Source organism: Paenibacillus sp. HWE-109, assembly GCF_022163125.1.
Lineage (GTDB): Bacteria > Bacillota > Bacilli > Paenibacillales > NBRC-103111 > Paenibacillus_E.
On the sequence record NZ_CP091881.1, the window covers coordinates 883,135 to 907,612 of the forward strand.

The following is a 24,478-nucleotide window of genomic DNA, read 5'->3' on the forward strand; positions in this document are numbered from 1 at the left end:
CCAAGAGATGTGAAGAGGGTTCCTATCATGTTATCACTGATGATTGGAACATTTTTTTCCATATTAAACGAAACACTGCTGAACATTGCTTTTCCCCAACTCATCATTGAATTAGATGTGCCAGCTCCCACGCTTCAATGGTTGGCAACTGGCTATATGCTTGTTGTAGGGGTGTTGGTTCCCGCTTCAGCCTTGTTGGTGCAATGGTTTACAACCCGACAAATGTTTTTGGGAGCCATGATCATATTTACTCTGGGTACGCTTGTATGCGGGATCGCGCCCCAATTCTCCGTAATGCTGAGCGGTCGTTTGCTGCAAGCCGTTGGAACTGGATTGATGCTGCCTGTGCTCATGAACACGATCCTGGTACTTTATCCACCGGAAAAGCGGGGAGCTGCCATGGGGACCATCGGACTTGTCATTATGTTCGCTCCAGCCATTGGGCCGACGTTATCGGGTCTCATTCTGGAATCGTTGAATTGGAGATGGTTGTTTTTTCTCGTATTGCCATTTTCCGTTTTCTCTATCGTATTCGCGTTCATTTATTTGAAAAATGTTTCTGAGCCTATAAAGCCCAAGGTAGACGTAACATCTATCGTCTTGTCCACGATTGGTTTCGGGGGTCTTGTATACGGACTTAGCATCTCAGGTGAAGGAGATATGAACTGGTTAAATCCTCGTGTATACGGGTTCGTATTGGTCGGGGTCATCTCATTACTTCTTTTTGTATATAGACAATTACGATTGAAGGAACCTTTATTAGATCTTCGAGCGTTCAAGTATTCGATGCTTTCTCTAGCCGCCATCCTAATGATTATTATGATGATGACGTTTTTTTCGACGATGTCGCTATTGCCTTTTATGTTTCAGGGTGCTCTGGGTCTAACTGTCGTAACCTCGGGTCTTCTCATGCTGCCAGGTAGTCTTCTGAACGGGCTTATTTCCCCATTGATGGGCAAGCTGTTTGATCGATTTGGTCCAAGGGCGCTTGTTGTCCCTGGAGCAGCATTCCTGGTCGTCATTATGTGGTTCTTTACGCGAGTATCTATAGAGACTACTCAAATGACATATATCATCCTGCACGTCTGTTTGATGGTAGCGATCTCCATGATCATGATGCCGATCCAGACGAATGGATTAAACCAGCTTCCGCCACACTATTACCCGCATGGCACGGCTATCTTAAATACGCTACAACAGGTAGCTGGTGCGATTGGTGTTGCCTTCTTCATCGGCACGATGTCGGCAGGACAGCGTAATTTCCTAGAACAGTCGTCAGATCCTACTTCACCCCTCCAAATTTCTCAAGGTATGGTTGTCGGCGTTCACAACGCCTTTATGATTGGTTTTGGCTTTGCTATTGTCGCCTTTATTCTGTCATTGTTCATTAAACGCACCGTAACACCTAAAGATTAAGGTATTCGGAGCATCGTAAAGTGAGAGTGACTCAGGCGGCCTAAAGTCCATTTGACTATAAGCAGGCTATTCGTAATTAGCTTACGTGAGTAATATTTCAATAATTTGCTCTTGAGATACTTTCACAATTTTATGTCATGCTGTCTAATTGGAAGCTAATTTCATTAATTAATTTTCTTCGATATACGCCTGGGGTAACGCCAGTAAACTTCTTAAATAACTTATGAAAATAAGGTAAGCTCTCATAACCGCAATTGTGGGCGATCGTATCAATACCTAAGTCGGTAGTTAAAAGCAGCTCCTTTGCAGTTGAAATTCGCTTGGCATTCACATAGTCGGTGATGTTCATCCCGGTTAGTTGTTTAAACACCCTAGATAAATGAGCGGCTGAGACTGAAGTGTGCTTAGCCAAATACGAAAGTCCAGCGATTTGTTCAGTGTGAAACTGATCTAAGTGTTGAAGTAAGTTTAGTAACCAGGGGGGGCCGATATCGGACGCGGCCAGTTGATGATGGGATTCTTTTAATATCAAACGATTAATGCTGATGAGAAGGCTATTTAAATCTAGTTGAACTGCGTATCTAAAACCGGCTTCGTGTCGTTCCAATTCTTCATGCATTTGTTTGAGTTTTTCTTCGAGATGAGGGCGCATGGCTGCTGGGACAACAAGCTTATAGCTCTTATATTTTCGGGCTCGCTCAAAAACTTGCCTATTCGTAAACGAATCACCTGCTGAATAATGTCCGATCAGTTGCGGGTCAAAATAGACAGCGGTGGCGGTAATTGGAAATTCGGAATCTGGCAATGCCTGATGAATGGTATTTCCAGGAATGATGAAGAGGTCCCCTTCATTCATCTCGTAGAGCATTTGGTTTAAGAAAAACGTACCTTTTCCACTATAAACATAAACCAATTCAAAGCGATCATGAAGATGCTCTGGCAGTTCACGATTTGGTGTCTTTTTGTCCTTAAAGACAATGTCCAATGGTAAGAGGTGGTCATTAATAAAGTTCTTTATAAGCGGTTGTTGCATGCTCCGAACCTCCCCAGATCAGCTCACTTCGTGATTCTTCTTATTTATAGAATATCAAAATGGAGTATGTTTTTGCAAAGGTAAAGAATTAACAAATGCTATATTCTTGATACAATAATAGTGAACAGCACTAACCTTGAAGAAACTCAATTTATTCTATAAATTCGGAAAATCTCATTAAAGGAGCCAGTCATCGATGGACGTCGTTTACCAATTTGAAGAAGTAGCAAGACTTCCCTTGCCCGGGGATAACTGCGCCGTTGCGATTCAGCAATTGAACTCCGGTACTGTCATTCAGTATGAAGGCCAATTCCTCGTCTTGGATTATACGGTTATGGAAGGCCATCGATTCGCGGTGAAAGCGATTGCTCCTGGCGAAGATCTGCTTTCGTGGCATTTGCCTTTCGGTGTTGCGATTAAACCGATTCAGCCCGGTCACTATGTGATCAACAAAACGGTACGGGAAGCGCTCAGTGTGCGCCAGTTGACAATCGCGGTGCCGGCGGAGCCCAATTTTGCTGATCAAGTATCTCCCTATATCCTTGACGAGGAGAACTTCCAGCCAGCTCAGGCATCGCCAGCTTATGAGGATACGCGTACGTTCATGGGATATCGCCGCCATGCAGATCGCGGGGTTGGCACCAGGAACTACGTCGTACTGCTGGGTACCACCTCGCACACGGGGAGCTACGTGAATGAGCTTGCTTCTCGTCTGCAAGGCGAATGGAAGAACGATTCGAATATAGACGGGATCGTTCCCGTCGCTCATACGGAGGGCGGCACAGAGAATCCGAATAATGTGGATTTGCTGCTGCGGACGCTCGCAGGTTTCATGGTCAACCCGAACGTCGGAGCCGTATTGGTTGTCGATTATGGCAATGAATCGGTCACGAACAAGATGGTGGAGGCTTATGCACGTGAGCATAGCTATCCGATCGATGAAGTGCTGCATAAGTTCGTGTCGCTCACAGGCAGCTTCGAAGAGGAGTTGGTTAAGGGTGAAGCGATCGTACGGGATTGGCTGGGGGCGGTTAGCTCGATGCAGCGGACGCCTGAATCCATCAGCCACTTGCGAATCGGCTTGCAGTGCGGCGGTTCGGACGCATTTTCCGGAGTATCCGCGAATCCGCTGCTTGGCTGGGTTTCGGAACAATTGGTACGCTACGGCGGTGCGGCTAGTCTAGCCGAAACGGATGAGTTGATTGGCGCGGAGCCCTATGTCTTGTCGAAAGTACGCAATTTGGAAACCGCTCGCAAATTTCTGGAACTTGTGAACCGATTTAAGGAGCGTACGTCCTGGCATGGCACCAGTGCGGAAGGTAATCCTTCAGGTGGCAACATGTATCGCGGCTTGTACAATATCTATCTCAAATCTATAGGCGCCGCAATGAAGAAAGATCCGACAACTCGGATCGACTATGCAACGGAGTACGGGGAGCTCATGAAGGACGGCGGTTACTATTTCATGGATAGCCCTGGAAATGACCTGGAGAGCATCGCCGGACAAATAGCCGCAGGCTGCAACATGATCTTTTTTACAACAGGAAATGGTTCAATCACTAACTTTCCGTATGTACCTACGGTCAAGGTGGTCACGACAACCCGTCGCTTCCAATTGCTGTCCAACGATATGGATGTGAACGCGGGGCAGTATCTGGAAGGCAAGTCGATGGATGAGCTGGGCCAAGAGGTATTCGAGTTGGCGATCCAAATTGCCTCCGGTCAGCGAAGCGTCGGCGAGAAGGCGGGCCATGCCCAAGTACAAATTTGGCGCAACTGGCAGCAGAACGATGCGAGTCAGCTGGAGACGCTGCTTCATACTCCTGTACCGACAGGAGCTCCGATCGCCATTGAAGATGATGCTGTAACGATGGCTAACTCGATCCAATTCTCCTTTACTCGGCAACGCAATCGGCAGTCCAGTGATCATATCGGCTTGATCGTGCCGACCAGTCTTTGTGCCGGACAGGTAGCGGGCATGATCACACAGCGCTTGAACGAGCAAGGGGCAGGGAAGCCTGAGCTCTCGCGCTTTGTCACCTTGGCGCACACGGAAGGCTGCGGCACCTCGGGGGGGCCAGCTGAATCCCTGTTTTCCCGTACGATGATCGGCTATATTACGCATCCGATGGTAGAGCATTGTTTGCTGCTGGAACATGGCTGCGAGAAAACGCATAACGACTACATGCGCCATCAGATGGATGTTATGGGTGTCGATGCGAGCCGTCTTGGTTATGCCAGCATCCAGCTTGACGGGGGAATTGCCAAGGTGAGCGAGAAGGTTGAGGCCTGGTTCGCCGATCAATTGGCTGCCGCCGAACCTGCGGAGAGGGTGACCGTCGGTCTGGAAGGGCTGCGCATCGGGATCGTAAGCGTTGGTGCCATGAACAAAGATGCCGGCGAGCAGTTGGGGCTCCTATCCAAGATGATTGTCGGGGCCGGAGGCTTGGTCGTCGTTCCTGAGAACAGCGGATTGCTTGCCGAGGACGCGTTCAGTCAGCATCTATTTAGCACGTCTCAAGTTCGGCCATCTATTTCCTATGGGGAACACGTTCGTCGAAACGGATTCCATATTATGGAGACTCCAACAACGCATGGCGTGGAGACGATTACAGGACTCGCCGCCACGGGTGTGGAATTAATTATCGCGCTGATCGGTGATCGTCCGATGCAGACGCATCCTTTCGTCCCCATGCTGCAAGTGACATCGGAACAGGCTGATCTGCCTAAGCATAAGCAAGATATCGATTTGGTACTCGAGGGCAATCCGAGCTTCTGGGTGAATCAAATTCTCGAACGTAGCAAAGAAATTCTGGAACATACGTATGTACCGCGTCTCTATCAACAAGGTAATATCGGTTTTCAAATGACACGGGGCTTTTTGGGTGTGTCGTTATAATACAGACAATGTCAGAAAGCGAGGAACACGCCATGACGAATGCATTTTTATCCAAAAGACCGCTTGGCAGTACTGACCTACTCATATCACCGCTATGTTTTGGAGCCGCTCCGCTTGGGGATATGCCGGAAACCTTTCAATACAGCACGTCGGAGGAACAAGCATTGGTGACGTTGCGCACCGCCTTCGAAAGCCCAATCAACTTTCTGGATACGGCTGCGGCTTACGGCGAAGGCGAGAGCGAACGGCGAATCGGTAAGGCCATTCATGCGCATGGTGGTCTTCCCGCAGGTTACGTTTTGGCCACCAAGGCCGACCGCGACTTTAAGACCGGCGACTTTAGCGGCGAACAGATTAAACGTTCCATTGAAGGAAGTCTCGAACGATTGGGACTTGATCGTCTGCAATACGTTTACATCCACGATCCTGAACATACCACCTTCGAGAATGTGATGGGATCTGGCGGGCCGTTAGAAGTACTGCAAAAGTTTCAAAAGCAGGGAGTCATCGATCACATCGGCATATCCGGCGGACCGATCGATATGCTCATTCGTTATGTCGAAACGGGAGAATTCAGTGCGGTTGAAACCCATAATCGATATACGCTGCTCAATCGGGCTGCCGAACCATTGCTTGATGTCGCGAGTCGTATGGGCGTGGCGGTTATTAACGCCGCTCCTTATGGAAGTGGCATATTGGCCAAAGGACCAGAAGCATACGCACGTTATGCCTATAGCGAAGCTCCGCCACTCGTATTGGAGAGAGCGCGTATGTTCGCCAAGGTTTGCCTGGAATACGATGTTCCGCTTGCCGCTGCCGCCCTTCAATTTTCGCTTCGCGACTCGCGGATCGCTAGTACGGTCGTCGGCATGAGTAAACCGGAACGGGTAGCCCAGACGTTGGAGCTCGCAAATTACCCGATTGCCCCTGAGCTATGGCCGGCGCTTGATGCCTTTGGCTATGATACGGATGATCCCGAAGAGAATCGTTTTGCTTAGAGTATCGAGTGAGATAAGTTCAAGCATAGGAGCTTCCGCCCATGATAATAGACGCCCATCAGCATTTCTGGAATTTGGAGAAGGTTGCTTACCCTTGGTTGGATCCGTCTTACGGATTGATATGCCGCAGCTTTGAAGCGGATGAATTGGAACCACTGATTGGCACGGCTGGTATTAACAAAACGGTCATCGTGCAAGCTATGAACTCTTATGAGGATACCGAATATATGTTAAAGGTGGCCGCCGAAAGAGAATGGGTAGGCGCGGTTGTGGGATGGGTACCCTTGAACATTCCGGAAGTGGCGGCTAAAAAGCTGCAGGTATATGCCGCCAATTCTTACTTCAAAGGGGTTCGTCATCTGATTCACGAAGAGAAGGATCCAGATTGGGTCATCCGTGATTCGGTGATTGAGGGACTCAAGATTCTCGCTTCTTTCGGCTTGACCTTCGATATCGTAGGGGTGTTCCCGAATCATTTGAAACATATCCCTTATTTAGCTGAGCAAATACCGGATCTTAGAATGGTCATAGACCACTTCGCTAAACCACCGATCAAGGAAAAGCAAATGGGAGCATGGGCCGAACAATTTGCTGCTGCGGCTCAGTACCCGAACGTGTATGCCAAGGTATCTGGATTGAATACGGCAGCAGATTGGCATACTTGGAACTCAGATGATTTGAGACCCTATATCAACTATGCGTTAACGCATTTTGGGGCGGATCGCCTTATGTTTGGAAGCGATTGGCCAGTAGCCAACTTGGCGGGGGACTTTGAGAAAGTCTGGGAGCAAACCAATCAGGCAATTGCCGATTATTCGGAACATGAAAGAGCTGCCATATTAGGCGGAACAGCGGCACAATTTTATGGTATTCAAGCTGAATAATAGAGGAGTGGAAGTATGCGATTACAAGATAAGGTAGTTTTGATCACCGGAGCTGGGTCAGGTATCGGGAAAAGCACGGCATTGCTTTTTGCACAAGAAGGCGCAACAGTTATCGTGAACGACTTGGATGAAATCAAGGGCAGAGAAACCGTGAGCGAAATTAAGGACAAGGGCGGCGAAGCGCTATTTCTCCACGCGGATGTAACAAATCCTGAGCACGTTAAGACGATGGTGGAAGCGGCTATTGCTGAATTTGGTCGCATCGACGTTCTGTTTAACAATGCCGGAATCAGTGGCGTCGGAGCCGTACATGAAATTGAGCCGGATGCTTGGGACCGGATTATGAGCATTAACGTAAAAGGCGTGTTCCTGCCCTCAAAATATGTATTGCCTTACATGATGGAGCGTAAAACAGGTTCGATTATCAACATGTCGTCGTGCGTAGCGGAAATTGGACTCGCGCGCAGAGTTTCTTATGCTGCAACGAAGGGGGCCGTACTCGCCTTAACCAAATCGATGCAGGTTGATTATGCAGCCTACAACATCCGGGTGAATGCACTCCTGCCGGGTACGATTTTTACACCGTTCGTAGAGAACTATTTGAAGACTTCCTATGACGATCCTACAGCTGCCATCGAATCATTAAAACAGCGCCAGCTCAGCGGTGAACTAGGCAAGTCAGAGGATGTTGCTAAGGCGGCATTGTTCTTGGCATCTGATGATTCCAAGTTTATGATGGGTTCTCCGCTCTACATTGACGGTGGTGTTGTTTTCGGCAAGAACGCCTAACAAGAGCTAGATGGGGGAGAATATTTACAAATGAAACTACTGACATTTAACGACAACGGCCATTTTAAACTTGGTATTAAAACGGAGAAGGGCATTTTGGATGTCGCCGCAGCAATCGAAGGAATGGCTTCGGACCAAATGAGCAGCTTGTCAACCACGCTACATGCTGTCATAGAAGGCGGAACGGCGGCGGTTGCGCAGCTGCAGCGTCTAGTGAACATCGTGCTGGAAGCAGGCTCAAAGGGAGAAGCTTATTTGCTGGATGAGACTCACATTCAATATGGACCCTGTGTGACGAACCCAAGCAAAATCATTTGTGTAGGGCTTAACTATCGCAAGCATGCTGAAGAAACCAATGCGCCGATTCCGGAGTATCCGATTCTTTTTAATAAATTTTCGAACACGTTAACTGGACATGGCGCTGAAGTTCCACTGCCGGAGAAAGTGTCGTCGCAGGTTGATTACGAAGCAGAGCTTGTGATTGTGATGGGTAAAAAAGCTAAATATGTGGAGAAGGAGCATGCATTAGATCACGTATTTGGCTATTGCAATGTGAATGACTTGTCCGCTCGAGATTTGCAAATGAGAACGCAGCAATGGCTGCTTGGTAAATCATGCGATAGCTTCAGCCCGTTAGGACCATTCCTTGTTACCGCAGATGAAGTAGGAGATCCGAACAATCTGGATATTCGCTGCATCGTCAACGGCGAGGTTAGACAGCATTCCCATACATCCGATATGATTTTTCATTGCAACGAGATTGTCAGCTACATTTCGCAACATATGACCTTGCTTCCAGGTGATATTATCCTAACAGGAACCCCTGCCGGCGTTGTGTTGGGTTATCCGAAGGAGAAGCAGATCTATTTAAAACCGGGCGATGTTGTAACCATAGAGATTGAAAAATTGGGTTCGTTAACCAATACGATGGTTGCTGAGAAATAGTAGAATAAATAGTAAGAACCTCGATCGTTGAGGTTCTTTTACTTTACATATCTGACAATCTGATAAAGATATAGGTCATAAAGATGAGAGGTGCACCATGAAAGTATCATTATTTATTACTTGTCTTAGCGATGCGATTTATCCCCGAGTAGGAGAAGCGATGGTGCGGCTTTTAGCTAAATATGGGGTTCAGTTGGAGTTTCCAAGCGTTCAAACTTGCTGCGGTCAACCCGCTTATAACAGCGGATATTGGGATGAAGCACGGACCACGGCCAAAACAATTCTCAAAGCGTTTGAAGATAGCGATTTTGTTATCTCTCCTTCGGGTTCATGCACCTACATGATTCATCACTATTCGAATCTCTTTCAAGATGATCCTGTTCTTTTGGAGAAAGCGATAGAGCTTCAGAAAAAAACTTACGAGTTTACTCAATTCCTTGTGCAGGTGTTGGGGGTTACGGATCTGGGGGCCGTGTTCCCTCATAAAGTCACTTATCATCCATCCTGTCACGGAAGCAGGCTCCTTGGTGTCAAAGATGAGCCGTTGGAATTATTGAAAAACGTCCAAGGTTTACAATTTGTTCCGCTTCCTTTTGCTGAAGATTGCTGCGGGTTCGGCGGTACTTTTGCTGTCAAGATGGCAGACATTTCAGGAGCTATGGTCTCAGAGAAAGTGAATCATGTGAAAGAAACGGAAGCGGAAGTTCTCGTCGGTCTCGACATGGCCTGCTTAATGAATATCGCTGGCAACCTGCGCTTTCGAAACGAACCCGTCAAGGTGATGCACTTGGCAGAGCTGCTGCATGAAGGAGTGAATCGGGCTTGAATACGACTAATTCTGCTGCTTCAAGCGTTAAAGAACGTGCTGATCTGGCGCTTAACGATGAGTTTTTGCGCAATGCCGTGCGCTTCACGACTGAGCGGCTGCGCGGAGGTAAGAAGAAAGCTGCTGAAGAACACGGCAATTGGGATGAGTGGAGAGAAAGAGGTCGACAAATTCGGCTGCATACGATTGCTCATCTGGATTATTATTTGAATTTGTTTGCGGATAACGCTCGTGCTCATGGAGTTCATGTCCATTTCGCTGATACATCGGCTGATGCGGTGAAAATTGCTCTGGCGATTGCGGAACGTAAATCTGCAAAGTCGGTTGTAAAATCAAAGTCAATGGTAACTGAAGAGCTTCATCTAAATCACGCGCTTGAATCTATCGGGATAGAAGCTATCGAGTCGGATCTAGGTGAGTATATCATTCAACTCGCGGGAGAAACGCCGTCCCATATTATCATTCCGGCTATTCATAAGAACAGATATCAAATTGCGGATTTGCTCTCCAAGGAAGCCGGAGAGACGCTGCCGCCGGATACTTCGATTCTAGCAGGTTTTGTTCGTAAGAAGCTGAGGGAGAAGTTTCTTGAAACCGAAATCGGAATGACAGGCTGCAACTTCGCGATTGCCGAGACCGGATCCATGGTGCTGTTCGAGAATGAAGGCAACGCCCGGATGGTAACTACGGTTCCCAAGACGCAAATTACGCTAATGGGGATGGAGCGTATTATTCCTTCCTGGACCGATTTGGAAGTCATGGCAACGCTTCTGCCGCGTTCGGCGACAGGTCAGAAGCTGACGGTGTACATGTCAGGGATTACGGGGCCGCGAAGAGAACATGATGCCGATGGTCCTGAGGAAATGCACATCATTATCGTCGATAACGGACGTTCTTTGCAGCTGGGAGATCCCGAATTTCAAGAATTGCTGAATTGTATCCGTTGCGGCGCTTGCTTGAACGCTTGTCCGGTGTACCGTCATATCGGAGGACATGCATACGGGGGCACGTACAGCGGCCCGATCGGCGCCGTATTGACTCCTGCGTTAAAGAAAAACGTGGCCGAGTGGGACGATATTGCGAATGCCTCCAGCTTATGCGGGGCCTGCTACGAAGCGTGCCCGGTCAAAATCCCTCTGCACGATATGCTTGTTTCTTTACGGCGCCGTAAAGTGGAGAGCGGTCATGGCAACAAGCTTGAAGCGGTTGGCATGAAAGGTTTCTCGATGGTTATGGGCAATTCGGGCCGTTTCAATGGTGTGCTGAAGCTCGGTAAGATTGGCCAAAAACTTGTCGTCAAGAGCGGAGAGATCCGTACGAAGCTGGGCCCGCTCAAAGGCTGGAATTCGTATCGGGTAACGCCAAGTTTGCCTAAGAAATCGTTCCGTGAGGGGTGGGGGACATTGGAAGCGGAACTGCGCCAAGGGCTGAAGGAGCTGGATCCGCAAGTACGCCAACGAATGGAAGCCATTGTCAAGGAAAGAAAAACCGGAGGAGGGCATCAACATGGCTGATACGCATCAGGAATGGTTAGATCAGCTTGAAGCGGAGTCACGTGCGAAGCAGAAATCATTTATAAATGGCATCGCTAGCAAGCTTGGTAGAGCACGGGTGACTGAGAAACCGGCTCAGCCTTACCGAGGGGCACCTGATTTCTGGCAAGCATTCGAGTGGCCTCTTGAAGAGAGAATTGAGAGATTTACGGAAAATTTCCAAGCTGCTGGCGGATATGTGGCTCGTGTATCTTCCATGGAAGATGTTAAACAATTCATAGTGAATAAAGCACAGGAAATGAGTGCTAAATATATCATCCGGCAAAACCAATCGGAGCTTGATGCACTTGATTTGGAAGGAGCGCTAAAAGACACTAGCGTATCGGTTTGGAACCGTGAGGCGGAGACTCACTGGAAAGCCCGCGCGGCTGAAGCGGATTTTGGTATTGTGATGGCGGACTACGCTACTGCGTATACAGGCTCGATGACGGTCTTGTCATCTCGGGACAAAGGAAGATCTGTTAGTTTGCTCCCGACAGTATTGATGGCTATTATTCCGGTGGAAAGACTGAAAACACGTTTAGGCGAAACATTGGTTCACTTCGATCGTGCGGGAAGTGAGAACCTGCCTGCGGGTATTCATTTCATCTCTGGACCAAGCCGTTCGGCTGATATCGAGAATGACCTGACCATTGGGGTTCACGGACCCGGTATTGTGTACGCATTGATTGTGGGGTAAATAAAGCAGCGGCAATCTGGGACTCCGTTGAGGTTCCGGTTACGAAAAGAAAATGTATCCATTTGAATCCGCTATTTGAGCGGATTTTTTATTTTATAGATATAACTTCTTGTCCTCTTTAAAAGACAAGAAGTTATAGTGTTTTCCAATAATGGACACGAAGGTGATACCCTTCCCATAGTTGATAAACAATACAGATTAACGTTCTATTTAAAAATATATAGACTGCCTAACGAATGTGACCAATACGAAAGGCGGACTAGTGGCCGGCGTGTTGGCTGCGAGACGAGGAGCGCGCTCGTCGACCGCACGAATGAATCAGCCTACTGGTCGTGACACACTTTGGGCGCTATCGCGTCGCTTTTCACGGCGGAGGATGATCGGAACCGTGATCGCTGCAGCAATCACCAACAACGGAGCTAGTAAACCAGCGATGGGTAAGGCCGATGCGCCATTCGCTGAGAAGACGCTAAAGTCCCAGAGCCCGTGCAGGAACATGGAGGCCACGAGCGATCCGGTAGACCGCCGGGCGAGATAGAAGATCGAACCAAGGCCGAAAGCGATCATTACCTGGAACAGGGCACCAGCCCCGATGCCCCAGAACATGTTCGGCAGGTGGAAGACTGCGAACATCGCTGTTGAGAGCAGCCAGACCCCGGTTTCGCCGAATCGGCTGCGCAGAGCAACGATCAACTGACCTCGGTTGATCATCTCCTCATTGAAGCCGACCATGATACTGCCGAAGATGAGATACAGCCACATGAGGGGCGTGACACGGGTGAAATCGCCGGTCAGCAAGTTCACGATCGCGATGACCACCATGATGATCGGGAGAGTCATTGTCCATCGAGAAAGACGCCGCCTTTCAACCAGGCTGGGGCGCCACCATCCGTAGATCGTGACCATTGCGATGGTCAGCACGGCGCCGCCGGACAGCGGTGCTATGTACCAGATAAGAAGAGTCCACTCACTCTCACCCACTCGCGTGTAGTCGATGCCGTTGAGCACGAAGATCGCGTAGAAGACTGCGCTGTAGAGGAAATATACGAGAACACCCCATCGTACGTGGGGATGAATTCGAAGAGCGGGATCCAGAGATTCTTGCAGCATGTCCCTATTGGTTGACATCATAAACACTCCCACAATAAATTAATATTTTCTTTCATTTGCTCTTGTTTTCTTATTGTGGTGCAACGGTTTTGAAAAAAACGTAGGGGGAAACAAAGGTTGGGCGTTAATTCACAATGGATACGCTGCTTGTTACGATCATGCGTTCTCCTCCTCGCATATTTTATTTTCTCTGTGCTAATTTTATCAACCACTAAGTGCAACAACAGTCTCATTGAACTGGCAAACGTGCAAAGAAAGTAGCAGAGAATGATACAGGAATCCAACGGAAGCTGCGGTGACAAAGAACATATTTGAATCGCTTCCTCATTTACAAGTATAGTAGCCCAATTTAAACAGAAGCTAAACAAATGGATGAAAATCAGCAGAATTTTTGCTGATGCCGTTTAGGTTCTGTTTAAGCAACTATGCTACGATGACCAGGGTAATAATGATCAAAAGGGGCAGAGCTTTAAGCTGCTGCCTAGATTAAGCGCTTAAGAGAATGTGGAGTTGCCGCTGATTTATCGGGGAATGACGAGGAAGCAGCGGGAGCCGCTTGTATGGGAGGCGCTCCAAGAGGTGAATTTACTTGATCGAAAAGGCGACCTGCCCTCAGAATTGTCTGGCGGACAACAGCAACGTGCTGCGATTGCACGCACGTTGGCAGGCGATCCTCCGATCATTTTGATAACGCATGACGGGCAGGTTGCGGAGCAGGCGAAGCGGGTTGTGAGGTTTCGGGATGGGCGGTTGTTTCATTAAAATGGGATTGGAAATATAGCAAATTGATACTTGCCTTACGAGAAATCGTGAGGCTTTTTGTTTTTTTAAGTAATCGAGAAGAAAAACGGAGACTTTGTTTTTCTAAAAATTTCCAAATAAATATGGACGCCAGTAGATTATGTGAAACGATCTTTTATAGAAAAATGTAGTTGTCTTTTTTTATGATAATCATTATTACAGTGGTAAGTCTGGGGATCAATGACTATGCTACTCACCATCTGCTCCTATGTGTAGTAGACAATACTGATCGTCTGCAGTGGGGGGCTGCCATACAGTTTCCCTCCCGTGCTTACCAAGGTTAGAGGAACTTACTTGATTTGGAGTTTGCGATCTCTGTTGATAAGGGGCTAACCTGCACATTTTTGAAGGAAATTACCTAGTTTATAATGTACAATTCCCACGGCAGCCCCTAAAGTTGGGATATCGACAAAGATGGCAGTCAAAATTTCAAAGCTTAGGATGTGTTGGATGGATGGTAAGAATTTTCAAGAAAAATTTCGGAGTGACTCTCCTGGCACTGCCAGGCTTCCTGCTTATTGTACTGTTTAATTATGTTCCGCTGTATGGATTGCTGCTTCCTTTTAAGAATTATAAATACAATCTGGGGATATGGAACAGCCCTTGGGTTGGGTTAGACAATTTCGGCTTCTTATTTAGTGGCAATGTGCTGTATCGCGTTCTGCGGAATACGATCCTGTATAACATGGTCTTCATTATGTTGGGGACGTTTCTCTCCATCGTCATTGCCCTATTGCTATTTGAGCTGAGTCGAAAATTTGTAAAGGTCTATCAAACGATTTTGTTCATTCCTTACTTTATTTCCTGGGTGGTTGCTGGCTTTGCTTTTCGAGCGCTGTTTGATATGGAGCATGGTGTCATCAATAGCATCTTGGTTGCAGGAGGTAAAGCACCGATCCTCTGGTACAGTGAGCCGCAATATTGGCCGTATATTCTCGTGGCGGCTGCTGTTTGGAAGGGATTGGGGTATGGATCTGTGATCTATTACGCCGCTCTGATGGGCATTGATGCTGAGTATTATGATGCTGCGAAAATCGATGGAGCGAGTAAGGTTAGGCAGGCTTTTTCGATCTCAATTCCTATGATCAAACCGATGATTGTCATGTTGGTTATCTTGCAAATTGGAAGTATTTGCTACAGTGATTTCGGACTATTTTACAATGTGACGCTGAATTCATCCTTAATTTATCAGACAACAGATGTCATCGATACGTTCGTTTATCGTTCTCTCATTGATATGGGCGACATCGGGATGGCATCGGCAGCGGGCTTTTTTCAATCGATCGTCGGGTTTTGCCTGGTTCTATGCACCAATTATATCGTCAGAAGAATCAACCCGGAAAATTCACTTTTCTAAGGAGCATCGACTATGAATCCTCAAAGAGCAATTCGGTTAAAGCCTGCATTCACGACGGGGAAATTCGTGATTCATCTCCTGTTTATCTTGTTGTGTGCGGTATGTGTGTTTCCTTTTCTCGTTATCATAGGCACCTCTTTTCAAACGGAAAATGACATTATCAAATTCGGCTATTCGATGATTCCGAAGAACTTTACGTTAGATGCCTACAAGGTGATCCTGCACGAACCTAAAGTTTTGTTAAATTCCTATTTGGTTACGATCGGTACGACGGTTGCAGGGTCTCTCATTGGGATGTGGGTAACCACGACCTACGCCTATGCCATTTCGCGCAAAGATTATTCCTATCGCTCGTTCCTTGCTTTTTTCATCTTCTTCACGATGCTCTTTCATGGGGGGATGGTTCCTTCCTATATCCTCATGGTGAAATGGTTGGGACTCCGCAACAATATCCTTGCACTTATCTTGCCCTATCTGATTAGCGGCTGGTTCGTGCTCCTGATGAAAGGATTCTTACAGACCATACCGGATGCGATCATCGAATCTGCGAAAATGGATGGCGCAGGGGAACTTAGAATTTTTACGCAAATTGTGCTGCAAATATCGAAACCGGCACTCGCGACGTTAGCTCTGTTCTTTGCGCTCCAGTACTGGAATGACTGGTGGCTGACCTTACTCTATATGGATCAAGATCATTTAATGAAGCTGCAGTACTTACTTATTCGGGTTCTCAAAAATATGGAGTATTTGAATTCAAGCGAGGCCATTCAATATGGACTTGTGAAACCGGGCATGCAAGTACCTTCCTTAAGTGCTCGCATGGCGATGTGTATTTTGGCTGCAGGACCGATGTTGCTTGTTTTCCCACTGTTCCAGAAGTACTTTGTGCAGGGATTAACTGTAGGTTCTGTCAAAGGTTAATAGTTTCAGGTGCAGGAAAATCACATGCCGGCATCTGTAAATTATATAAAGACAAAATAAGGGAGGCAATCCACGTGAAAGGTCAAAAAGCAAAAGCTACAAAATGGTTTGGACCAGGAACATCCGTCTTGCTTGCAACAACGATTGTGATTAGCGGCTGCAGCACAACTGAGAAAAAGAATGAAAGCGCTAGCTCTAGCCCAGCTGCTAGTACGGCGGCAACTACGAATTCAACGAAAGATTTCGTTGACATTAGCTGGTACATGCCAAAGCCGATCGACAACATGAAGGACCAAGAAGCGGTTGAAGCGGAAGCCAACAAACTGATCAAGGAAAAAATTAATGCAAATGTGCACTTTAACTTAATTGATAACGCAGGCTGGGAAGATAAGATCAAGCTGAAATCAGCTGCAGGCGAGCCTTATGATCTTGTATTTACTTCGAACTCTTCCAATAATTTAAATGCAAATGTGCAAAAAGGCGCATTTATGTCGCTTGATGATTTACTGAAGAAGTATGGGCAAAATATTTTGAAGAAAGTAGATCCGCGTGCTTGGAAAGCGGTTACTTATAAAGGGAAGATCATGGCGATTCCTGCCCAAACCCCTTATAGTCCGGCATCTGCCTATGTATTCAAGAAAGATTTGGTTGAAAAGTATAAATTCGATTATAAGAGCGTCAAGAGTCTCAGTGACTTAGAACCATTCTTGAAAACGATTAAAGAAAATGAGCCGAACATGATTCCGGTCATTGCTACGGCCAATGGAGCGACTTCTGGCGTAGGGTTACCCGACTATACAACCGTCGTAGGTGGCATATCTTTCAGCGAGAAGGAAGGTAAATTCGTTAAGACCCTTGATATCCCGCAAAACTATGAAAATTATAGAGTTATGAATGATTTCTATAAGAAAGGCTATATTGCCAAGGATGCCGCAATCAAAACGGATTATCTGGCTGAAGCAAAATCAGGGAAATATGCCGTGCTTCGTGATTCAGGCGGTTATACCGAGGATGGGTCGAAATCGACGAGTACGTATGGATTCCCTACCGTTGAAACATTCAGCTCACAGCCGACCATTTCAACTGCTTCCATGACGGCAGCTGCGACAGCGATTAGTGCAACTTCGAAGAATCCAGAAAGAGCGATGATGCTGCTCGATTATATTTGGAGTGATAAGTACTTATTGAATACACTTGCTTATGGCGTTGAAGGTAAAAATTACACGGTTAAATCGGGTACGGTAAAAGATGATAACCCATCCATCGTAGCAAAAAGTGGTGCCGAACAAACCTGGGCCATTTGGCATAACTGGCTTGGGCCGCTTTGGGATCAATGGGATTCCAACTGGAATTCAACGAAAGCTTTGGAAGCGATGAGAAAAACGAATGAGAACGGCAAGGCGTCTGGTCTGCTTGGATTTGTTTTTAATAACGAGCCGGTCAAAACGGAGATTGCGCAAATTAGTGCCGTCAATAAAGAGGCGAATCCGATCTTTACGACGGGATCCATGCCGGACTACCCGAAATACGTTGAGGATACGAAGAAGAAACTGGTTGATGCAGGTATAGACAAAATAATGGCAGAGATTCAGAAGCAATATGATGCTTGGAAGGCAGGAAATTAAATAACGACATGATCTTATCACACAATGACACTGTTGACTGGGAGCAGTGTCATTGTTTCCACAAAGCAAATTCATTGGAAAAGGGAGTGTAATGATGGTTAGAAAGCGAATAGGTATTCTCCTTACCTCATTTATTGTGTGCGCTTTCATATTTGTTTTTCAGTCAGCGGATGTTAGCGCGGAAGCCACCAGACCTGATGCAGGTTATGTAATTGATGAGGATTTCTCTTTCTTATCAGCCTTGACACCAGGGAATAGCCAACCGTCCGGCTGGGATGTTCGCGCTGCAGGAGGGGGGCTGGTCAGCCTGTATAACACAAATTTCAAAATCAGCGATACGAGCACGGTGCTGCCCGTTTCTATGAAAAAGAAATTTGTTGCGCAAAGCGAAGGTACGCTGACCATGGAATTCCGGATAAGGCCTATGTCTATCATTGACGGTTTGAAATGGCAGCTGCTCAGTGATGATGTAGCAGGCGTGAGCCTAATAACGCAAAATAATACGCTTAGTCTGGAGACTTCCGCAAACACCATGTTGCCCTTGCAAACCTATGCAGCGAACATTGAGTATGGAATCAAGGTTGTAATCAACCTGAACGCGCACACAACGGATGTGTACATCAATGGTGTAAAGAAGGCAAACGGAGCATCGTTCAAAAATGCGGTAACGACACTCAACCAGTTTCAAGTGCAAACAGGCGATGCTTCCATGGGGGAGTTCTACTTTGGTCCATTGAAAATTTACAAAGGGTACGTCGTCAATGAGAGGCTCATTTCGGTCGTTGACGGTGGGGCGATTCCGCAGGATTGGACTGCGGTTACGTCAGGCGGCGCAATCACCGTCGGCAGTATGCTTAGTTCCCCGCAGCCAGATATCAATAGCATGAAGCTGAGCGCGGCTAGTAGCACCGGCAGTATGAGTCTGTCGAAGTCGATATCGCCAATGTCGGATAATTTTACCTACGACTTCAAGGTTCTTTACAAGCAGAAGGCGGATGGATTGGAAGCTGAGCTAAAAAGCGGAACGACGAGCGTCATCAAACTAACGACAGCAGGCGATGATTTGGCTTATGTCAACAGCAGCGGGCAATCTGTCTCGCTGAAATACAAGTATTTAGCGAATCTGTGGACGCACATTCAGATCAAAGTGAACTGGGCGACGGCTACAGCGGATATCTATATCAACGATAAGCGCAGCGATGAAGTTGTAGCACTGGCTCCGGGCGCGGTTTCCGTCGACACCCTCAAGTTCACGACCTCCTCTTCTTATCGGGGAGAGATGTGGCTCGATGATATTCTCTTGTATAAATTGGTGCCGCTCCCGGCCGACTATGTGCCGGCTCCTGTTGCGGTCGGTAAGAGCGTGGATGCTCCGCTTGTGGGAGTTCAAAGCTGCCCGATGTGGCGGGAAGGTCATCATCTGGGGTGGGATATGATTCAGCCTTACCCGGATCGGACGCCTCTTCTAGGGTTCTACGACGAAGGTAATCCAGAAACAGCGGATTGGGAGTCGAAATGGCTGGAAGAGCACGGCATCGATTTCCAGATGTCCTGTTGGTTCAGGCCACTTGGCGGAGACACCAATCGGATGCCGATCAAAGATTCTTATTTATCCCATGCTTTGGATAACGGTTATTTTAATGGTGCGTATAGCGATCAAACCAAATTTGCGATTATGTTTGAAAACCTCAATTCCAAGGTCAAGGATGCTGAAGATTTCCGAACGAATCTGATTCCGTACTGGATTGAATATTATTTTAAAGATCCTCGTTATTTGAAGATTGATGAGAAACCTGTTTTTACGATCTACAATTACGAAGAGTTACTAAATGCTTTTAAAGACAGCAATAATGTGAAGTCGGATCTTTATGTGAAGGCGGAACTGGATAACTTGCGGAGCGAAGTGAGGAAAGCGGGGATTCCGGATATTATCCTGCTGAACGTGTATAACGGGACAGACCCTGGTCAGTTGAAGAAACGCAAAGATGCTGGCTTTGATGGCGTGTATGCGTATTCCTGGGGCTCCTTTGGCGGCCATCCGGAGTTTCAGAAACTGAAAATGACGCAGGAGAAGGATGCCGGCGCCATCGATATTATCCCTGGTTTAAGCATGGGCAGAGATGATACAGCTTGGGGCCTGAACTTCGGTTATTATGCGACGCCGTCGGAATTCCAGTCCTTGGCGCAGTGGACGAAGGATAGCTTCATGCCCTCACTGTCTGCGGGCAGTCTAGGTAAAAAGCTGGTTATGCTGGATAACTGGAATGAGTTCGGAGAAGGTCACTTTATTATGCCTGCCGGGCTAGCTGGTTTCGGTTATGTGGATGCCATTCGCAATGTGTTTGGAAGCAGTGCGTCGCACACCGATAGCGTACCGACGCAGGCCCAGAAGGATCGGATCAATACCCTATATCCAGCTGGGAGAGTGGTTCCTAATTTGAACCAGGCGCAGCCAGTGATGACTAATGTCTACGGGAACAGGTGGGAATTCAATACTCCGGGTGACGCCGAGGGCTGGACGGTAGAGAAGCAGATTGTGGGCGTGACCGTTCAGGATGGTAGTTTTTCGGGGATAACGAATGACACGGATCCTGGCATTCGTTCCGCGGATCACCTTGGGATCAAGGCTGAGGATATTCCTTATCTTGTTATTCGAATGAAGAACAGTGCGAATGATATTGACGGCCGCTTCTTCTTTACGACGGAGGCAGATGGAACCTGGAATGAGGCTAAGGCTGTCGGCTTCTATGTAAATCCGTTGGATAGTGATTATACGGAATACATTGTAGAGGTGTGGAGAAACAAGAACTGGACGGGGACTATCCGGCAAATGCGGATCGATCCGATTTCCGCTGTAGGGCCGATCAGTATTGATTACATTCGAACGATTTATTCTCCGCAGCCCGGTATTCGGACTTATGTGGACGGTACGTACAAACCGTTCAGCCAACCAGCGCTCTTACAGGATGGCATCGTCATGCTTCCTATGAAAGAGATGTACTTGCAAATAGGCGCAAAGCCGGAATGGGACCCTGCGACAGGTACTCTGCTCGCTGTGAAAGATAACGTCGTCTATAAATTAAAGGTTGGCGATAGCGTCGCTTATAAGGGAAGTCAGGCGATTACGTTAGAGCATGCGCCTGTCAAGCTTGCGAATGGTACGGTGATGGCCCCGCTTAGCTATCTTCGCCAAGCATTTGGCGCGATTGCCAAATGGGATGCGCCTTCGCAAACCGTCCGTGTGTATCCAACGGCGATCACTTATGATTTTGCGACGAGCAGCGGTTGGACGGCTAACAGCCAAATCTCGAATCCGGTCGTGGCGAATGGCCTATTCAGCGGAACTTCAAATGGGATTTCCGGAAGTGTGCAGCCTGCTATTCTTTCACCGGACGCTTTGGATATTGCGGCTTCTGATATTAGGCGGATTCGCGTCCGAATGAACAACATGACAAGCGGCGATGAGGCTAAAATATATTTTACGACGATCGGGGATACCAGTTGGAATGAGGCGAAAATGATCTCTTCCTATATACTCCCGAACGATTCCGTCTTTCGTGAGTATGTGTTCGATACATCAAGCTTAGCTGCTTGGACGGGAACTATTAAACAGCTCCAAGTGGTGCCAACTACGGCTTCCGGAGCCTTCAGTCTGGATTCCGTTCAATTGGAAATAACGCCAACAATTGCGCTAAAAGGAGATAATCTCATTGAAGATCCGGGATTTGAAGGAAGTAAATCTTCACAATATGGGCTGCAGAATGGGACTGCTGTAAAGGATACGACACAATCTCATAGCGGCCATCAGTCCGTCAAGATCACGAAAACCACACGTTACGGCAGTATTAGTTTTCCAGTGAATGTGGAAAAAGGCAAGCCGTATACATACTCAGCTTGGGCAAAGTTGGCTGCAGGTAAGACGACCAATGAACCCTTGAGGGTGGGAATCCAATATAACTTGGACGGGGGGCCTCCCAAGCAACTCATTATCTTCACAAGCCCTGGCCTGAAAGCGGGAGATTGGACACAGATCGAAGGTACTTACACGATTCAGGAATCAGGAGTCGTATCAAATGTTCTGATGTATCTCTATACGGAGATTGACAATCCAGGCGGCGTTTACTATGTCGATGACGTTGCGGTTAAGCCAATAACATATTCGGGAAGCCCGGTTTGGGTTCATCCATCAAATATAAGTTTAGGTGTGACGTCACTCACGGTAGGTGTTGATAAAACTAAGGCCTTGGTTCCTGGGTTCACACCAGCGAATGTAAGCAACAAAGAGTTAATATGGCGTTCGAGCAATCCGAGTGTTGCAACCGTGGATGTAAACGGAATGGTGTATGGTGCAAGCTTGGGCACAGCAACCATAACGGCAACATCGGTAGACGGAGGGAAAGTGGCAACGGTGCTCGTAACCGTAGATGCAACGGTTGCGGTTTCAGGGCTGACATTGAATCAAACAACACTAAACTTACAGCTAGGCAATATGCAATCGCTGGTTGCGACTGTTACCCCGGCAAACGCAACGAATAAGGTGATTAAATGGGAATCCTCGAATCCCCGTGTGGCTGTCGTCGCTGCTGATGGAACGGTTACAGGAATGGGAACGGGCGGCTCAGTGCAAATAAAGGCGACCTCGGACGATTCGGGCATTGTGGCCGTCGCAACGGTTAACGTAACAGAGCCGACAAATGCGGTGAAAGGAACGAATCTTATCGTAGACCCGGGCATGGAAGGCAGTACGCTAGCGGCTCCTAATTACACGTATTTAGCCGTGCCTACGCTAACCACAGATGAACATCATTCCGGCCTGCAATCCTTACTTCTAACGAAGACAGATCGATATGGGGGGGTTAAATTCCCTGTCTCTATTGAAAAGGGGAAACCGTATTACTTCTCGGCCTGGGCGAAATTAGCATCTAGTCCTACCTCAACCGTGACGATTAGGATCGGCTTGCAATATAAGGTAGACGGTAATCCTACGCCTATTCAGTACATTATGTTTTACAGTCCACCTCTCAGCACTACCGCATGGAATCAAGTTCAAGGGAGTCTTATCATCAATGAAACTGGGGTTGTTACAGAGACAACCATGTTTTTATACACGGAAATTACCGGTACCGGCAATCCTTTTTATGTCGATGATGTTGAAGTCAGACCGCTAACGATTGCTGCAACGGGATTGAGTTTGAATAAAAGCACACTAACGTTGTCCAAGGGGCAGTTCGAAACGATTGTGCCCAGTGTGTTGCCAACGAATGCAACCAACAAAGGGATCAGTTGGGTTTCAAGTTCACCGACTGTGGCGACAGTTAGTGCCAGCGGCACGGTTACAGGCGTTACCTATGGGGTGTCAACGGTGACGGCTACAATGGCAGACGGTGGTTATCAGCAAACAGTTACGGTGTATGTGGATGATGTGCCTCCCGTTACGGTCAGTGATGCACCATCCAGTTGGCAGACGACGAATCAAATTGTTCATTTGACGGCCAGCGACTTGGAAAGCGGTGTGGCAGGTACGTTCTACAGCCTGGATCAGGGGGCTTACGCAACCGGGAACGTCGTTTCCATTGCAGGGGAAGGCGTGCATACACTGAACTACTATAGCAAGGATCTGGCCGGTAATCAGGAAGCGACGCAAACGGTAACTGTCCGTATCGACGGAACGGCTCCAATAACAACGTCCGTCATTGTCCCATCAGCGCCGGACGGACCAAGCGGTACCTACGTCAGCCCTGTTACGGTCACATTAAGCGCTTCTGATAACGTGTCTAGCGTTGGGCAGGTCGTCTATAGCGTGAATAACGGAGCGACATGGACGCCTTATACAGCTGCGCTCACCTTTGATAAGCAGGGGGCATATACGCTCCTATACCGAGCGACCGACGTAGCGGGCAATAGCGAGACAGCCAAGAGCATAAGCTTCAATCTCGCCGCTACAACGGTGAAGGTTCGGCTCAAGGACAGTACCGGAAATCCGTTAAACGGCGGAGTGGTCAAATACTATGACGGAGGATGGAAAGATTTTGGTGTAACGGATGCCTTGGGACATGCAAGCAAGTCTTTACAGGATAAAAGCTATACCTTTGGCATCACGTATGAGGGAACGTATAAGGAGATTGTACAAAATACAGGAACGGACGCTGGAGTCGTATTTCAAACCGTCAAGGCGAAGGTACAGTTAAAGGATAGTCTGGGGAACCCGTTGGACAGTGGTACGGTAAAGTATTATGCCGGAAGCTGGCGGACCATCGGCAATACAATCGGCGGCGAGATCAGCAAGGAGGTACTGCCTAGCTCCTATACCTTTGGCATGACTTATGGGGGGAAATATAAGGAGGTTGTACAGAATACAGGTACAGACCCCGTTATCGTATTTCAGACGGTCAAGGTCACGGTACAGCTGAAGGACAGCCAAGGGAATCTGTTAGACGGTGGTGCAGCATCCTACTACGCGGGAAGTTGGCAGACGATTGGCGCTACAACAAGCGGAGGAGTCAGCAAGGAATTGTTGCCGGGTTCTTATACCTTTGGCATGACTTACAATGGGACTTACAGAGAGATCGTCAGAGACATATCCACAGATCCAACGGTTGTATTTCAATTGTAATAGGAAGATTGAAAGCCTCCCATTTATGG

Annotated in this window: 16 protein-coding genes; 14 read left to right on the plus strand and 2 right to left on the minus strand. The window is 47.6% G+C overall.

Going from position 1 to position 24,478, the window contains the following annotated elements:
* Window positions 1-27: 27 nt before the first annotated feature.
* Entirely contained in the window at window positions 28-1,416 is a 1,389-nt protein-coding gene (locus LOZ80_RS03860; protein WP_443147048.1) for an MDR family MFS transporter, read from the plus strand.
* A gap of 130 nt (window positions 1,417-1,546) precedes the next feature.
* Here LOZ80_RS03860 and LOZ80_RS03865 read toward each other — a convergent pair whose 3' ends face one another.
* Entirely contained in the window at window positions 1,547-2,449 is a 903-nt protein-coding gene (locus LOZ80_RS03865; RefSeq protein ID WP_238170180.1) for an AraC family transcriptional regulator, read from the minus strand.
* A 196-nt stretch (window positions 2,450-2,645) separates the two neighbouring features.
* Between LOZ80_RS03865 and LOZ80_RS03870 the strand changes: the two genes are divergently transcribed.
* From LOZ80_RS03870 to LOZ80_RS03905, 8 genes are all read left to right on the plus strand, one after another.
* Entirely contained in the window at window positions 2,646-5,348 is a 2,703-nt protein-coding gene (locus LOZ80_RS03870; RefSeq protein WP_238170181.1) for a UxaA family hydrolase, read from the plus strand.
* A 32-nt stretch (window positions 5,349-5,380) separates the two neighbouring features.
* Window positions 5,381-6,346: an aldo/keto reductase gene (locus LOZ80_RS03875; protein ID WP_238170182.1), complete on the plus strand. Its 966-nt coding sequence runs from the start codon at window positions 5,381-5,383 to the stop codon at window positions 6,344-6,346.
* A gap of 41 nt (window positions 6,347-6,387) precedes the next feature.
* Entirely contained in the window at window positions 6,388-7,230 is an 843-nt protein-coding gene (locus LOZ80_RS03880; RefSeq protein ID WP_238170183.1) for an amidohydrolase family protein, read from the plus strand.
* A 15-nt stretch (window positions 7,231-7,245) separates the two neighbouring features.
* Window positions 7,246-8,019 (plus strand): SDR family NAD(P)-dependent oxidoreductase, encoded by a 774-nt coding sequence (locus tag LOZ80_RS03885; RefSeq protein ID WP_238170184.1) that lies wholly within the window; start codon window positions 7,246-7,248, stop codon window positions 8,017-8,019.
* A gap of 30 nt (window positions 8,020-8,049) precedes the next feature.
* A complete protein-coding gene (locus LOZ80_RS03890) occupies window positions 8,050-8,964 on the plus strand; it encodes a fumarylacetoacetate hydrolase family protein (RefSeq protein WP_238170185.1) in 915 nt (304 codons plus the stop codon).
* Between the two features lie 97 nt (window positions 8,965-9,061).
* A complete protein-coding gene (locus LOZ80_RS03895) occupies window positions 9,062-9,790 on the plus strand; it encodes a (Fe-S)-binding protein (RefSeq protein ID WP_238170186.1) in 729 nt (242 codons plus the stop codon).
* Window positions 9,787-11,304, plus strand: coding sequence for a LutB/LldF family L-lactate oxidation iron-sulfur protein (locus tag LOZ80_RS03900; protein ID WP_238170187.1), 1,518 nt, complete (start codon window positions 9,787-9,789; stop codon window positions 11,302-11,304). Before LOZ80_RS03895 ends, LOZ80_RS03900 begins: the two co-directional genes overlap by 4 nt.
* On the plus strand, window positions 11,297-12,022 hold the full coding sequence (locus tag LOZ80_RS03905; RefSeq protein WP_238170188.1) for a LutC/YkgG family protein: 726 nt from the start codon (window positions 11,297-11,299) through the stop codon (window positions 12,020-12,022). The genes LOZ80_RS03900 and LOZ80_RS03905 overlap by 8 nt, the downstream gene beginning before the upstream one ends.
* A gap of 318 nt (window positions 12,023-12,340) precedes the next feature.
* Here the strand turns inward: LOZ80_RS03905 and LOZ80_RS03910 are convergent, their stop codons facing one another.
* The gene (locus LOZ80_RS03910) at window positions 12,341-13,153 is read right to left on the minus strand and encodes a CPBP family intramembrane glutamic endopeptidase (protein WP_238170189.1); all 813 of its coding nucleotides are present in this window, start codon (window positions 13,151-13,153) and stop codon (window positions 12,341-12,343) included.
* Between the two features lie 489 nt (window positions 13,154-13,642).
* On the opposite strand from LOZ80_RS03910, the gene LOZ80_RS03915 reads away from it, so the two are divergent.
* The 5 genes from LOZ80_RS03915 to LOZ80_RS03935 all read left to right on the plus strand — a co-directional run bounded on the left by LOZ80_RS03915 (window position 13,643) and on the right by LOZ80_RS03935 (window position 24,449).
* Complete coding sequence (locus LOZ80_RS03915) at window positions 13,643-13,894, plus strand: ATP-binding cassette domain-containing protein (protein ID WP_337950997.1); 252 nt, start codon at window positions 13,643-13,645, stop codon at window positions 13,892-13,894.
* 493 nt (window positions 13,895-14,387) lie between these two features.
* Window positions 14,388-15,290, plus strand: a complete 903-nt coding sequence (locus LOZ80_RS03920; protein WP_238170190.1) for an ABC transporter permease — start codon at window positions 14,388-14,390, stop codon at window positions 15,288-15,290.
* Window positions 15,291-15,302: 12 nt separating this feature from the next.
* On the plus strand, window positions 15,303-16,211 hold the full coding sequence (locus LOZ80_RS03925) for a carbohydrate ABC transporter permease (protein WP_238170191.1): 909 nt from the start codon (window positions 15,303-15,305) through the stop codon (window positions 16,209-16,211).
* 74 nt (window positions 16,212-16,285) lie between these two features.
* Window positions 16,286-17,836, plus strand: coding sequence for an ABC transporter substrate-binding protein (locus tag LOZ80_RS03930; protein ID WP_238170192.1), 1,551 nt, complete (start codon window positions 16,286-16,288; stop codon window positions 17,834-17,836).
* 91 nt (window positions 17,837-17,927) lie between these two features.
* A complete protein-coding gene (locus LOZ80_RS03935; RefSeq protein ID WP_238170193.1) occupies window positions 17,928-24,449 on the plus strand; it encodes an OmpL47-type beta-barrel domain-containing protein in 6,522 nt (2,173 codons plus the stop codon).
* Window positions 24,450-24,478 lie beyond the last annotated feature (29 nt).

What these genes read in the sequence shown, in the direction of transcription:
- LOZ80_RS03860 (WP_443147048.1), top strand. Translation starts at nt 28, where the DNA reads ATGTTATCACTGATGATTGGAACATTTTTTTCCATATTAAACGAAACA.
- LOZ80_RS03865 (WP_238170180.1), bottom strand. Translation starts at nt 2,449, where the DNA reads ATGCAACAACCGCTTATAAAGAACTTTATTAATGACCACCTCTTACCA.
- LOZ80_RS03870 (WP_238170181.1), top strand. Translation starts at nt 2,646, where the DNA reads ATGGACGTCGTTTACCAATTTGAAGAAGTAGCAAGACTTCCCTTGCCC.
- LOZ80_RS03875 (WP_238170182.1), top strand. Translation starts at nt 5,381, where the DNA reads ATGACGAATGCATTTTTATCCAAAAGACCGCTTGGCAGTACTGACCTA.
- LOZ80_RS03880 (WP_238170183.1), top strand. Translation starts at nt 6,388, where the DNA reads ATGATAATAGACGCCCATCAGCATTTCTGGAATTTGGAGAAGGTTGCT.
- LOZ80_RS03885 (WP_238170184.1), top strand. Translation starts at nt 7,246, where the DNA reads ATGCGATTACAAGATAAGGTAGTTTTGATCACCGGAGCTGGGTCAGGT.
- LOZ80_RS03890 (WP_238170185.1), top strand. Translation starts at nt 8,050, where the DNA reads ATGAAACTACTGACATTTAACGACAACGGCCATTTTAAACTTGGTATT.
- LOZ80_RS03895 (WP_238170186.1), top strand. Translation starts at nt 9,062, where the DNA reads ATGAAAGTATCATTATTTATTACTTGTCTTAGCGATGCGATTTATCCC.
- LOZ80_RS03905 (WP_238170188.1), top strand. Translation starts at nt 11,297, where the DNA reads ATGGCTGATACGCATCAGGAATGGTTAGATCAGCTTGAAGCGGAGTCA.
- LOZ80_RS03910 (WP_238170189.1), bottom strand. Translation starts at nt 13,153, where the DNA reads ATGATGTCAACCAATAGGGACATGCTGCAAGAATCTCTGGATCCCGCT.
- LOZ80_RS03920 (WP_238170190.1), top strand. Translation starts at nt 14,388, where the DNA reads ATGGTAAGAATTTTCAAGAAAAATTTCGGAGTGACTCTCCTGGCACTG.
- LOZ80_RS03925 (WP_238170191.1), top strand. Translation starts at nt 15,303, where the DNA reads ATGAATCCTCAAAGAGCAATTCGGTTAAAGCCTGCATTCACGACGGGG.
- LOZ80_RS03935 (WP_238170193.1), top strand. Translation starts at nt 17,928, where the DNA reads ATGATGGTTAGAAAGCGAATAGGTATTCTCCTTACCTCATTTATTGTG.